The following is a 13,216-nucleotide window of genomic DNA, read 5'->3' on the forward strand; positions in this document are numbered from 1 at the left end:
CGGCGTCGCCCCGTCGGCCGCGTTCGACGCCGGCGGCGGGACGCTGCTGGGTCCGACGCGCGCGCCGTTCGGAAACCCCTTTATCGGCGGCGGCGGAACCCTCGCCCATGTTCAGGCAGTTCCGGTCGGCCGTCGAGGCGGCGCTGGCGGACGCGCTCGCCGACCTCGGCCACCCGACCGACGACCTCGGCATCGAGGAGCCGCCGGGCGACGTGGACGCGACGCTCGCCTCCTCGGTGGCGTTCCGGCTCGCCAGCGAGGCCGGCGCCCCGCCGCCGCAGGTGGCCGGCGAGGTGGCCGACGCGCTCGACGTCGCGGGGACCGAGTACCTCGCGCGCGTCGAGACCACCGGGCCGTACCTCAACTTCTTCACGGACGACGCGTACCTCGCGGACACCCTCGACGCCGCGCACGCGGACGACTACGGGAGCCTCCCCTCGCGCGAGGAGTCGGTCGTCGTGGAGCACACCTCGGCGAACCCGACAGGGCCGGTCCACGTCGGCCGCGCCCGCAACCCCATCGTCGGCGACGCCGTCGCGAACGCGCTCTCGTACGCCGGCTACGACGTGGAGCGTCACTACTACGTCAACGACGCCGGACGGCAGATGGCGGTGTTCACCTGGGCGTTCGAGACGTTCGACGAGTCCGACCTCCCCGAACCGGACCGCGACAAGCCGGATTACGACCTCGTCCGCTACTACCGGAAGGGGAACAGCTACCTGGAGGAGGCCGACCCCGAGGACGTCGAGGACGCCGAGACGGAGATCGAGTCGATCATCCGGGGACTCGAGTCCGGCGACGAGGCGACCTACGAGCGCGTGAGCGAGGTCGTCGACACGGTGCTCGCGGGGATGCAGCAGACGCTCGCCCGACTCCCGGCCGGGTTCGACGAGTTCGTCAAGGAGACGCGGTTCATCCGCGACGGCAGCGCGGCCGAGGCCGTCGAGCGGCTGAAGGACAGCGAGCACGCCGAGATCGACGACGGCGCGTGGGTGCTCGACCTGGAGGAGTGGGGCATCGACAAGGAGTTCGTCTTCCTGCGCTCGGACGGTACCTCGCTGTACACGACCCGCGACCTCGCCCACCACGAGTGGAAGTTCGAAAACTTCGACCGCGCGGTGACGGTGCTCGGCGAGGACCAGCGCCTGCACGCGAAACAGCTCGAGGCCGCCCTCGAGGTGCTCGGCAACGACACCGACCGGCTCACGTCGATGTTCTACTCGTGGGTGAACCTCCCCGGCGGCGAGGGGATGAGCACCCGCGAGGGGACGGGCGTCGACCTCGACGACCTGCTCGACGAGGCGATCGACCGCGCCCGCGCGGAGGTCGAGACCCGGATGGACGACCGCGTCCGCGACGACGACCTGACGGAGGCGGACGTCGAGCGCATCGCCGAGCAGGTCGGCGTCGGCGCGGTCCGCTACGACATCGTCTCCAAACAGCCGACCAAGACGATCACGTTCGAGTGGGACCACGCGCTCGACTTCGAGGCCCAGTCGGCCCCCTACGTCCAGTACGTCCACGCGCGCTGCTGTGGCATCGTCGACGAGGCGGCCGAGCGGGGGACCTCCCCCGCGGCCGACGTGGACGCCGCCGCGCTCTCGACGCCCGAGGAGCGGGCGTTGCTGGCGTCGATCGCGCGGCTCCCCGCGGTCGTCGAGGAGGCCGCCGAGGACCTCGAACCCCACCGCGTGGCGACGTACACCCGGGAGTTCGCTGAGACGTTCAACGCGTTCTACCGGGAGTGTCCCGTGCTCACCGCCGAGGAGGAGCGGACCCGCGAGGCGCGCCTCGCGCTCGTCGCCGCCTCGCGGACGACGATCGCGAACGCGCTCGACGTGCTCGGCGTCGCCGCTCCGGAGTCGATGTAGAAGGGCACGGCCGGGAAGCCGCGGTTCGCCGGCCGTCCGTCACCGTCGTCGGCCGCCGCGCCGTTCGCCGCTTACTGCCGTCGCCGCACGCTCAGGCGATGAGCGACCCGCCCGAGGAGGTGACCGCGTACGCGCCGAGACCCAGCGCGAGCAGGAGGAAGGTGAGGATCCACCACAGCGGGACGTCGCCGTTCTCCGCTCGGACGTCGCCGTTCTCAGCTTGGCTCATACGTCGGTATCGCCCTCGCTCGTAGAAGAGTCCAGCGGTTCGATTCCGGGACTGTCCGCCGGTTCGATCCGATCCGACGGTCGCCGCTCGTCCCGATCACCGGAACAGTCGGCTCAGGAAGCCGCCGTCCTTCCCGCCGTCGTCCTCCTCGGATCCCTCGTCGCTTCCGTCGCCCGACTCCGCTTTCCGTTCGGTCCCGTCCGCGAACGGGATGGCGTCGTCCTCGATCTCCCCGGGGTCGTCCGACCCGGCGGCGCCGTCGACCGCCTGACGCTCGTCCTCGTCGAGCACCGCCCGGCGGGCGTCCGCCGCGGCTCCGTCCTCCAGGTCGTCCCCCTCGTCCTCGATGATGACCGCGTCGTCCGCGTCGCCCGCATCCTTCGCGTCGTCCGCATCGTCCACGTCGTCCGCGTCGTTCGCACCGTCCGCATCCCGGGAGTCCGACGTGGAGTCGGCTTCGTCGACCTCGTCGGCGCCGTCCGCGTCGGTCACCGAGCTCTCCACGTCCGCCGGTTCGGCTTCCACGACCACGTCCTCGACGTCCCCCTCGTCGGCCTCGGGGACCTCGTCGCTCACGGAGGGGTCGTCGTCCTCGGCGACGTCGGCTTCCGCTTCGCCCTCAGTGACGTCGGCTTCCGCTTCGCCCTCGGCGACGTCGGCTTCCGCTTCGCCCTCGGCGACGTCGATTCCCGCCTCGTCGTCAGCCCCGGGTCGCTCCCCGTCCTCGACCGACTCCGCGCCGGAGGAGTCAGCGTCGTCGGCGTCCCCTGCGGTCGCCGGGTCCCCGCCCTCGGTCCCGTCGTCCTCGACGGCGCCGGCGCGTTCCCCGTCGGGCGTCGACGGCTCCCGTTCGCCCTCCTCGACCTCGTAGGAGAGGGGCGGGCGGATCGGCTCGCCGGTGAGCGAGGAGGCGAGCGAGCGGTACGCCGCGGCCGGATCGCTGCCCGGCGCGTACTCCGAGAGCGGTTCGCTCGCCGCGAGCGCCTCCGCGACGACCGGGTCCTCCGGAACCCGCGCGGTCACCGGCACGTCGAACGCCTCCGGGTCGACGTTCGCCGCCTCCAGCGCGGACTCGAGCGAATCGTCGGGACCGACGCGGGTGAGCGCGAGCCCCGCCACCGTGCCGCCCAGTCGTTCGGCCAGTTCGACGGTCTTGCCCGTGTCCGTCAGCGCGTCGCGGGTCGGCGTCGAGACGAGGAGCACGCCGTCGGCGAGCGAGAGTGGGAGCGCGCTCTCGTGGGTGAGGCCGGCGCCGGTGTCGACGACGACGTAGTCCGCGTTCGTGATGGAGCCGATCACCTCCCGGATCCGCGAGGGGTCGGCCGACCTGAACGCCGAGAGCGACTCGTCGCCGGGCACCACGGCGAGCCCGTGGGGCCCGCGGTACGTCGCGTCGACCGGTTCGGCCTCCCCCGCGAGCACGTCGTGGAGCGTGGCGCCGCCCTCGGGGACCTCGAACCCGAGGGCCGGAGCCAGGTTCGCCGTCCCGATGTCGCCGTCGACGGCGACCGTCTCGAAGCCCGCTGCCGCGAGCGTGGCCGCGAGGTTCGCGGCGGTGGTCGTCTTCCCGACCCCCCCTTTCGCGCTCGCGACGGCATAAGTCGTCGGCATTTGGATGGAATCCGGAGGGTGACGTTATAAATGTGGGTCCCATCACCGGTCGGCCGACGGCGCCCGCTCCAGGGGCGACGTGTGTGTGCTCACGACACCATTCAACAGTTACTTACACGCACGCCGGCGAATACGAGATAATGAGTAGCGACGCCGAGGACGGGAACGCGCCCTCCGAGGACCGCCGGAAGTACGAGTTCCGGAAGATCCTCGACCAGCTGGACGAGTACGAGGGCTCCGGGACCCAGCTCGTCACCATCTACATCCCCGAGGACAGGCAGATCTCCGACGTGGTCGCACACGTCACACAGGAGCACAGCGAGGCGTCCAACATCAAATCCAAGCAGACGCGGACGAACGTCCAGGACGCGCTCACCTCCATCAAGGACCGCCTCCGCTACTACGACACCTTCCCGCCGGAGAAGGGGATGGTCATCTTCTCGGGCGCGGTCGACTCCGGTGGCGGCCAGACCGAGATGGTGACCGAGGTGCTCGAGTCCCCGCCCGACCCCGTCGAGTCGTTCCGCTACCACTGCGACTCGAACTTCCTGACGGGGCCGCTGGAGGACATGATGGCCGACAAGGGGCTGTTCGGGCTCATCGTCCTCGACAGGCGCGAGGCGAACGTCGGCTGGCTGAAGGGCAAGCGCGTCGAGCCGGTGAAGTCGGCCTCCTCGCTCGTCCCCGGCAAGCAGCGGAAGGGCGGTCAGTCCGCCCAGCGGTTCGCCCGCCTGCGGCTGGAGGCCATCGACAACTTCTACCAGGAGGTCGCGGGGATGGCGAACGAACTGTTCGTCCCGAAGCGGCACGAACTCGACGGCATCCTGGTTGGCGGCCCGTCGCCGACGAAGGACGAGTTCCTCGACGGCGACTACCTCCACCACGAGATCCAGGACAACGTGCTCGGCAAGTTCGACGTGGCCTACACCGACGAGTCGGGCCTCTACGACGTCGTCGACGCCGCCCAGGAGGTGCTCGCCGACCAGGAGATCCTTCAGGACAAGCGGGAGATGGAGGAGTTCTTCGAGAAGCTCCACACCGGCGAGGAGGCCACCTACGGCTTCGACGAGACCCGGCGGAACCTCGTCATGGGCGCGGTCGACCGCCTGCTGGTCTCGGAGGACCTCCACCACGACGTCGTCCCGTTCGAGTGCCCCAACGGCCACGAGGAGTACGAGGTCGTCGAGCGGCGCCACTCGACGCCCGAGCACACCTGTTCCAGTTGCGGGGAGGAGGCCGAGCCCGGCGAGCGCGAGGACGTGGTCGAACACCTGATGAACATCGCCGACCAGCGCGGCACCGAGACGAAGTTCATCTCCACGGACTTCGAGAAGGGCGAACAGCTCATGGACGCGTTCGGCGGCGTCGCCGGCATCCTCCGGTACCGGACGGGCGTCTAAACCGGACGGACGCGGGAGCCGGTCGGGTCGCGGCGGCGTTTTTAACCATCGGCGGCGGGAACCGTGAACCCATGAGTGGACACGGCACCGCGACCGAACGCGGCTTCGTCCTGTCGGGACGGGAGTGGGCCGTCGTCGGGGGCGCGAGCGCGCTGATGGCGCTGAACGTGCTAGTGATGTACGCGTTCGTCGCGACGCCGCTCGCGCTCGTCAACGACTACCTGTTCGCGTACCCCATCGTCGGCGTCCTCGTCTACGGCGCGGCGATCGCGGGCGGGGAGCTCCTCGCGGAACGCGGGGTCGAGCGCGGCGGGACCGGACTGGCGCTCGCCGGCGTGGCGATCCTCCAGGTCGCGTTCGGCACCTTCGGCGCCGGCGTCCTCTCGTTCGTGCCGCGGGACGCCCGGCTGCCGATCCTCGCGATCACCGCCGTCGTCGTGACGGCGATGGTCGCGGCGATCGGGACGTACGTGTACGCCCGATCGAAGCAGTTCGACCACTACCGCTCCTGGGCGAACTACGCGTTCCTCGGGGGCGTCCTCGCCGTCCTCGTCGGGACGTTCCTCGCGCCGGTGCTCCTCCTCGGCTTCCTCCTCATCTTCCTCGGCTTCCTGTTCCGCCTTGGGTGGGAGATCTGGCGGATCCGGGACGGCCGGGTCGCGACGGCCGCGTTGCAGGCCATCGGCCTCTACGTCGCCGTGGCGGGCGTGTTCGTCCACGTGTTACAGATCGTGATCAGGACCGTCGCCCGTCGGTGACGGGACGGACCCCCTCGGGGGAGAAGCCCGCGTCGTCCACCCGACTCGGGACGACCGATCGGCGCCGGACCGACCCGGGCGGAACCTCACTCCCTCGCCGTCTGGACGAGCACCACGCCCGAGAGGATGAGCCCCGCGCCGGCGAGCATCGCGGGCGTGACCGTCTCCCCGAGGAACGCCGCGCCGAGCGCGAGGACGACGGCGGGTTCGACGGTGGAGACGACGCCCGCGCGGCTCGCGCCGACCCGCTTCAGCCCAGCGAAGAACGCGAAGATGGCGAGCGCGGTCGAGACGGTTCCGAGCCCCAGGACGACGGCCCAGCCGAACCGGGTCGTCGGGAGCGAGAGCGTGCCCGTGAACGCGCCGGCGAGCCCCGTCGAGACGGCCGCCGCGGGCGCGACGTAGGCGGTCAACACGCGCTCGTCCGCCGTCCGGAGCGCGACCCGCGAGGCGGTGATGTAACAGGCGTACAGCACCGCGGCCGCGAGCGTCGCCGCCGCGCCGAGCGGGTCGAACGCGGCGGTCCCGGTCCACGAGACGAGGGCCACGCCGGCGATGGTGAGCACCGCGGCGAGGACGGTCCGCCCGCCGACCCGCTCGTCGAGCGCCGTCGCGGCGAGCGCGACGACGAACAGCGGATACGTGTACAGTAGCACGGCGGCGAGACCGGCCGACGTCCGCTCGACGCCGACGAAGAAGCCGTAGCTGACCCCAGCGTAGCCGAGCGCGCCGAGCGCGGCGGCGACGAGGCCGTCCCGCGTCGGGAGCCGGAGCCGCGGGTGCGGCGGCGACGCGAGCAGTCGGTGGGCCGCCAGCCCGAGCCAGACGACGAGCCCCCCGACGAGAAACCGGAGCGTGAGCGCGGCCGGCACCGACAGCCCCGCCCGGAAGGCGAACTCGCCGAGGATTCCGAGCGTCGCGAAACAGACCGCAGAGAGGAGGACGAATAGCGTGCCGACGGTCCGCTCCTCGAGACGACCCATTCGTCGCCCACGAGGCGGGGGCAGGCTAAATCCCTCGCGGTCCCGGGACGCGTTACCGCGACCGGCCGTGGCGTGGCTACTCCGTCGAGTCGGCACGATCCCCGCAGAATCCCCCTACCCCAGGAGGGAACCGAACTGGCCCACGCGCCGCTCCAGGTCGAAGTGGGGATCCACGTCGGCCCCGACCACGCGGTCGAGCGTCAACTCGACGTCCACCCCCGCGCCCTCCGCGGCCTCGCGGAGGGCCGCGATCGAGTCACGCTTCAGGGTGAGCTTCGGGAGCGCGCCGAGCAGGAGCGCGACGGCGATGCCGCCCTCCCCGCGGGGGAAGGCGTCGTGGACGCGGCCGAACTCGGGGTCCGTACCGGCCGGTCCGGTCGCCTCCCGCGGGGTGACGCGGAGACAGCGCGGGCAGATCGCGGCCGCCGCGGCGCCGTCGGGGGCGTGTTCCCGCAGCGCTTCCGGGACGGCGAAGGCGACGAGTTCGACGTCGCAGTGGGGGCAGGTCGGCATGGAGTGTGGTCGGCGGTGGGGGAACGAAAAGGCGGGGGTCGGACGTCGGTCGGTAACGGACCAGTTCAGTCGTCGGCGTTGACCTGTCCGGGTTCCCGTACCTCCTCGGGGTCGCGGACGGCCTCCTCCTCGGCCTCTTCGGCCTCCTTCTCCTCCTTCTTGGCCTTGATCTTCTTGAGGCGGAAGATCTCCTCGCGCTCCTGCTCCTCCAGTTTCTGCTCGATGAACTCCTGGTTCTCGTACAGGGACGGCAGCAGCGTGAACTCCAGGGCGTTGACCCGGCGCTTGGTGGTCTCGATCTCGGTGAGCATCTTCTTCATCGCCGTCTCCACCTCGGCGGCGAGGATGATGCTCTCGAGGAGTTCCTCGTACGCGTCGGCCGCCTCGTCGATGCGGGCCGAGGAGCCGAGCAGGCCGTAGCCCCGCTCGTCGAGGCTCTTTCGCACCTTCGAGGACTCGATCTGCGGGACGACGACGCCCATGATGTTCTTCGACTGGGTGGTGATCTCGGGGTGCTCCTTCAGCGCCGCCGCCGCGCCCCGGACCGCCACGTCGCCCTCCATCGCCCGGGCCTTGTCGATGGTCTCCTGGGCGTCCTCGTAGTCGGCCTCGAGCTTCGAACGGACGTCCTGGGCCTGGTCGAGGATGTCCATGAACTCCATGATGAGCCCGTCACGCTTCTGCTCTAGCGTGTCGTGGCCCCGCTCGGAGAGTTCGATGCGGTCCTCGATCTCCATCAGGTTCTTGCGAGTCGGCTTGACGTCCTCGGCCATGGCTCTTGGTCGGAAGTTGCCGGCGGAGGGTGTTAACCCTTGTTAGTCCGTCCGCGATTCGCGGGAGTCGGAGCCACGACCGCGGTCAGTGCTCGGTCGGTGACTACTTCGAAAGCCCCCGGGCGCTCGACCGTCCGCGGTACGCTCTGTGCTCCTCGTCGCTCGCGTTGCTCGCTCCTGCGGTGCTTGAGGCACCGGGGCCGGATCGAGCGCCCGGCCCCTTTCAGTCCCGCCCGGTGGGACGGTCGGTCGCCATCGCGGTGGCTCCCCACGCCTCCCCGGCGGGCGCGGCTCGCTCCCGTTCGGTCGCTCGCGTGTGCGCCCGCCGCATCCCGTCGACCGTCGGCCTTCGGCCAGCGACGGTTGAGCAGTGGATCCGGCGAGCGGTGGCTTTTCGGCCCGGCCGCGGGACGTCACCCGTATGACCCCTCCACCTCGCCTGGTCCACCTCTCGGACCTGGAGACGCTGTTCGACCGGCCCGCCGACGCCGGTCGACTCGCCGGCGCCGTCGGGGAACTCCGGGACGGGCGGACCGTCGTCGTCGGGACGGGCGACACGACCGCGCTCGGGGCGCTCGCGCTCGCGACCGAGGCGGGCCGCGGCCACGGTCGCCCGTTCCTCGACGCCGTCTCGCCGGTCGCGAGCACCTTCGGCAACCACGACTTCGACGAGGGGCCGGCCCGGGCCGCCGAGTGGGCGCGCGACACGCCCGGCACGCACCTCGCGGCGAACCTCGAAGGGCTGGACGGCGACGCCTACGAACCGAGCGCGCTCGTCGACGTCGCCGGCACGCGGGTCGGACTCGTCGGCGTGGTCAACCCGGAGACGCCGGAGATGTGCCACGCCGTCGAGTCGCTGGCGTTCACCGATCCCGTCGCGGCGGTCCGCGGGGAGGCGGCCGAACTCCGCCGACGGGGTGCCGAGTTCGTCGTCGTCCTCTCCCACTGCGGGGACGGCGACGCCGACGTCGCCCGCGGGACCGACGTGGACGCGGTGCTCGGCGGCCACGACCACGAACTCGTCGCCGAGCGGGTCGACGGGACGCTCGTCGCGCGCACCCGCGGGGGCCAGGCCAACGAGTACGAGGTCGTGACGCTCGGCGGGGAGCCGACGGCGGACGTTCGGACCCCGACCGACGCGCCGGTCGACGCGGCGATCGAGGCGGAGTACCGCGAGCGCCGGGCGGCCGCCGGCGTCGACGAGTCGGTGCGTTCGTTCGCCGGGCCGCTCTCGACGGCGGAGGTCGGCCGCGCCGCGGCGGCGGCGTATCGCGACCGCGGCGGGGCGGACGTCGGTCTGATCGCCGCCGGGTCGGTCCGGGCCGGCCTGCCCGCGGCGGCGACCGTCGGCGACCTGCTCGGCGTCGTTCCGTTCCCCTCCCACCTCCACACGCTCGCGGTCCGCGGCGGGGACCTCGCCGCCGCGGTCCGCCTCGGTCGGGACTCGCCCGACGACACGCACGGACACGTGTTCGCCGTCGGCGCGTCGGTACGTGAGGACGGGACGGTCGCGGTCGACGGCGAGCCGGTGTCCCCCGACCGGACCTACCGCGTCGCCTGCACGAGCTACCTCACGGAGGTCGCCCCGCTCGCGGGGTTCGAACCGGACGCGGTCGTCGACGACCGGGGGCTCCAGTACGAGCACCTCCTCGCGCACGCGCGGGACGGGGAGTTCGGTCGCGACGCGGGGTGATCGGCGGCGAGCGATCGTCTCGCCCGACTGCCGACAGTGGGGGCGAGCGGTAGTCGGGCTACGTCGCCGAACCGAGCTACCGGCGGGGTGGGAACGGATGCCCTCGCGGCCGTGCGGTCGCCACCACGGTACTCGCGGCGCTGTCCACGAGAGAGGAACCGACCGGAATCGACGAAAACTCGAACCCGACTAGTCCGCGGTGACTTCCTCGGCCGACCCCTCGCCCGAGACGTCCTCGCGGTAGTGCTCCTCGATGAGGTCCTCGCCGATGCGGTTGAGTTCCTCCTTCGGCAGCGTCGAGAGGAGGTCCCAGCCGATCTCGAGCGTCTCGTCGATGGTGCGGTCCGTGTCGTACCCCTGCTGGACGAACTCCGCCTCGAAGCGGTCCGCGAAGTCGAGGTACTTGTTGTCGCGCTCGGAGAGCGCCTCGCGGCCGACGATGTTCACGAGGTCGCGCAGGTCCTCGCCCTCCGCGTACGCCGCGTACATCTGGTCGGAGACGTCGCCGTGGTCCTCGCGGGTGAGGCCCTCGCCGATGCCGTCGTCCATCAGCCGCGAGAGGCTCGGGAGCACCTGCACCGGCGGCTTGAGACCCTGACTGTGCAGGTCGCGGTCGACGTAGATCTGCCCCTCCGTGATGTACCCCGTCAGGTCGGGGATGGGATGGGTGTCGTCGTCGCCCGGCATCGTCAGGATGGGGATCTGCGTCACCGATCCCTCCCGGCCCTCGATCCGTCCGGCGCGCTCGTAGAGCTGCGCCAGGTCGGTGTACATGTACCCGGGGTAGCCACGCCGCCCCGGAACCTCCTCGCGGGCCGCCCCGATCTCGCGGAGCGCCTCGCAGTAGTTGGTCATGTCCGTCAGGATGACGAGCACGTGGTACCCCTTGTCGAACGCGAGGTACTCCGCGGTCGTGAGGGCCATCCGCGGTGTGACCGTCCGCTCGACGGCGGGGTCGTCCGCGAGGTTCGTGAAGACGACCGAGCGCTCCAGCGCGCCGGTGCGCTCGAAGTCCTGCATGAACTCGTTGGCCTCCTCCTGGGTGATGCCCATCGCGCCGAAGATGACCGCGAACTCGGATGCCTCCTCGCCCTCCTCGGCGGCCTCCTCCGGCACGGTCGCCTGCCGCGCGATCTGGAGCGCGAGGTCGTTGTGCGGGAGCCCCGACGCCGAGAAGATGGGGAGCTTCTGGCCCCGCACCAGCGTGTTCATGCCGTCGATCGACGACACGCCCGTCTGGATGAACTCCTCGGGGTACTCCCGGGAGACGGGGTTGATGGCGGCGCCGACGATGTCGCGCCGCTCGTCCGGGACGATGTCCGGGCCGCCGTCGATCGGCTGGCCGGAGCCGTCGAGCACCCGCCCGAGGAGGTCCTCGGTGACGGGCATCTTCAGCGTCTCGCCCAGGAAGCGGACGGACGCGTTGCGGTCGATGCCGGTGGTCCCCTCGAACACCTGGATGGCGACGAGCCCCTCCTCGCTCTCGAGGACCTGGCCGCGCTTGGTTTCGCCTTCGGGCGTCTCGATCTCGACGATCTCGTCGTAGCCGACGGGCTCGTCGACCTCGGCGTACACCAGCGGGCCGCTGATCTCCGTGATGGTTTGATACTCTTTCATTGGTCTAGTAGAGCGCCTGGAGCTGCTCTTCGATCTCCGCCTCGAGTTCCTCGACGTACTCCTCCCAGTTCGCCTGGGTGGCGATGCGGTTCAGCCGCGGCGCGGCGTCGATGCTCTGGATCTCCTCGACCGGGACGCCGGCGTCGAGGGCGTCGAACGCCTCGTCGTTGAACGTCTGGATGGCGGTGAGGATCGCGTACGTCTTCTCGGGGGGACAGTACATGTCCTCGTCGACGAACGCGTTCTGCTGGAGGTAGCCCTCGCGGAGGTAGCGGGCCACCTCGAGGGTGAGCTGCTGGTCCTCCGGCAGGGCGTCCTTCCCGACGAGCTGGACGATCTCCTGCAGTTCGCCCTCCTCGTCGAGGGTGTCGACGGCCCACTGGCGCTTGTCGGGCCAGTCCTCGGCGACCTCCTCCTGGAACCACGGGTCGAGCTGGTCCTGGTACAGCGAGTAGGACTCGTTCCAGTTGATCGCCGGGAAGTGCCGGCGCTCGGCCAGGTCGGCGTCCAGCGCCCAGAACGTCTTCACGATGCGCAGCGTGTTCTGGGTGACCGGCTCGGAGAAGTCGCCGCCGGGCGGCGAGACCGCCCCGATGACCGAGACGGAGCCCTCCGTGCCGTTGATGTTCTCGAAGTAGCCGGCGCGCTCGTAGAACTCCGCGAGGCGTGCGGCCAGGTACGCGGGGTAGCCCTCCTCGCCGGGCATCTCCTCCAGCCGGGAGGAGATCTCGCGCATCGCCTCGGCCCACCGCGAGGTGGAGTCGGCCATGAGCGCCACGTCGTAGCCCATGTCGCGGTAGTACTCCGCGATGGTGATGCCCGTGTACACGCAGGACTCCCGGGCCGCGACGGGCATGTTCGACGTGTTGGCGATGAGGCTCGTCCGGGCCATCAGCGGGTTTCCGTTCGCCGGGTCCTCCAGTTCGGGGAAGTCCTCGATGACCTCGGTCATCTCGTTGCCGCGCTCGCCGCAGCCGACGTAGACGATGATGTCCGCGTCCGCGAACTTGGCGAGGCTGTGCTGGGTGACCGTCTTCCCGGAGCCGAACGGCCCGGGGATGGCGGCCGTCCCGCCCTTCGCGATGGGGAACAGGCCGTCGAGGATGCGCTGGCCCGACACCAGCGGGGTGCGCGGGGTGCGCTTCTCGAGGGTCGGCCGCTGCTCGCGCACCGGCCACTCCTGGTGCATCGTGATCTCCTCGCCGTTCTCGAGGGTGACGACCGGTTCGTCCACGGTGGACGGACCGGACTCGGCGCTCTCGACGACGCCGCCCTCCGAGCCGGGGGGCACCATCACCTTGTGGTCGATGGTCACCGTCTCGGGGACGATCCCGACGACGTCGCCGGGTTCGACCTCGTCGCCGGCCTCGACCTCGGGGGTGAACTCCCACTCCTTCTCAAGGTCGATGCCCGGGGCGTCGACCCCCCGGTCGAGGAACGCGCTGTCCATCTTCTCCTCGAGCACGTCGAGCGGGCGCTGCACGCCGTCGTAGATGGCGTCCAGCATGCCCGGGCCGAGGTCGACCGAGAGCGGTTCGCCCGTGTTCTCGACGGGCTCGCCGGGGCCGACCCCCGAGGTCTCCTCGTACACCTGGATGGTCGTGACGTCGCCTTCAATCTCGATGACCTCGCCCATCAGCCCTTCGTCGCCGACGTAGACGACGTCGTTCATGCGAGCGTCGAGGTCGACGGCCGTCACGACCGGACCACTCACGCTGTTTATGCGTCCGGTCCCTTCCGTGACTTCCGGTTCGGTTGCTTGACTCAT

11 protein-coding genes are annotated in these 13,216 nt (G+C 70.9%); 4 read left to right on the top strand and 7 right to left on the bottom strand.

Annotated features, from left to right (window positions below):
* The first annotated feature begins 107 nt into the window (after window positions 1-107).
* Complete coding sequence (gene argS / locus HUG12_RS18015; RefSeq protein ID WP_179270102.1) at window positions 108-1,871, top strand: arginine--tRNA ligase; 1,764 nt, start codon at window positions 108-110, stop codon at window positions 1,869-1,871.
* A gap of 91 nt (window positions 1,872-1,962) precedes the next feature.
* Here the strand turns inward: argS and HUG12_RS18020 are convergent, their stop codons facing one another.
* Both HUG12_RS18020 and HUG12_RS18025 read right to left on the bottom strand, forming a co-directional pair.
* Window positions 1,963-2,100, bottom strand: coding sequence for a hypothetical protein (locus HUG12_RS18020; protein WP_179270103.1), 138 nt, complete (start codon window positions 2,098-2,100; stop codon window positions 1,963-1,965).
* Window positions 2,101-2,196: 96 nt separating this feature from the next.
* A complete protein-coding gene (locus HUG12_RS18025) occupies window positions 2,197-3,711 on the bottom strand; it encodes a MinD/ParA family ATP-binding protein (RefSeq protein WP_179270104.1) in 1,515 nt (504 codons plus the stop codon).
* Window positions 3,712-3,851: 140 nt separating this feature from the next.
* On the opposite strand from HUG12_RS18025, the gene prf1 reads away from it, so the two are divergent.
* Both prf1 and HUG12_RS18035 read left to right on the top strand, forming a co-directional pair.
* On the top strand, window positions 3,852-5,111 hold the full coding sequence (gene prf1 / locus HUG12_RS18030) for a peptide chain release factor aRF-1 (protein ID WP_179270105.1): 1,260 nt from the start codon (window positions 3,852-3,854) through the stop codon (window positions 5,109-5,111).
* Window positions 5,112-5,182: 71 nt separating this feature from the next.
* Complete coding sequence (locus tag HUG12_RS18035) at window positions 5,183-5,869, top strand: hypothetical protein (RefSeq protein WP_179270106.1); 687 nt, start codon at window positions 5,183-5,185, stop codon at window positions 5,867-5,869.
* Between the two features lie 86 nt (window positions 5,870-5,955).
* On the opposite strand, the gene HUG12_RS18040 is transcribed toward HUG12_RS18035, so the two are convergent.
* The 3 genes from HUG12_RS18040 to HUG12_RS18050 form a co-directional block, all read right to left on the bottom strand.
* Entirely contained in the window at window positions 5,956-6,852 is an 897-nt protein-coding gene (locus HUG12_RS18040; RefSeq protein WP_179270107.1) for a DMT family transporter, read from the bottom strand.
* Between the two features lie 114 nt (window positions 6,853-6,966).
* Window positions 6,967-7,365 (bottom strand): DUF6276 family protein, encoded by a 399-nt coding sequence (locus HUG12_RS18045; RefSeq protein ID WP_179270108.1) that lies wholly within the window; start codon window positions 7,363-7,365, stop codon window positions 6,967-6,969.
* 65 nt (window positions 7,366-7,430) lie between these two features.
* Window positions 7,431-8,138, bottom strand: coding sequence for a V-type ATP synthase subunit D (locus tag HUG12_RS18050; protein ID WP_179270109.1), 708 nt, complete (start codon window positions 8,136-8,138; stop codon window positions 7,431-7,433).
* Window positions 8,139-8,559: 421 nt separating this feature from the next.
* On the opposite strand from HUG12_RS18050, the gene HUG12_RS18055 reads away from it, so the two are divergent.
* The gene (locus tag HUG12_RS18055; protein ID WP_179270110.1) at window positions 8,560-9,831 is read left to right on the top strand and encodes a bifunctional metallophosphatase/5'-nucleotidase; all 1,272 of its coding nucleotides are present in this window, start codon (window positions 8,560-8,562) and stop codon (window positions 9,829-9,831) included.
* Window positions 9,832-10,020: 189 nt separating this feature from the next.
* Here the strand turns inward: HUG12_RS18055 and HUG12_RS18060 are convergent, their stop codons facing one another.
* Window positions 10,021-11,448, bottom strand: coding sequence for an ATP synthase subunit B (locus HUG12_RS18060; RefSeq protein WP_179270111.1), 1,428 nt, complete (start codon window positions 11,446-11,448; stop codon window positions 10,021-10,023).
* A gap of 4 nt (window positions 11,449-11,452) precedes the next feature.
* A complete protein-coding gene (locus tag HUG12_RS18065) occupies window positions 11,453-13,216 on the bottom strand; it encodes an ATP synthase subunit A (protein WP_179270112.1) in 1,764 nt (587 codons plus the stop codon).

The sequence above is a fragment of the Halorarum salinum genome, from assembly GCF_013402875.1.
GTDB classification, from domain to species: Archaea; Halobacteriota; Halobacteria; order Halobacteriales; family Haloferacaceae; genus Halorarum; species Halorarum salinum.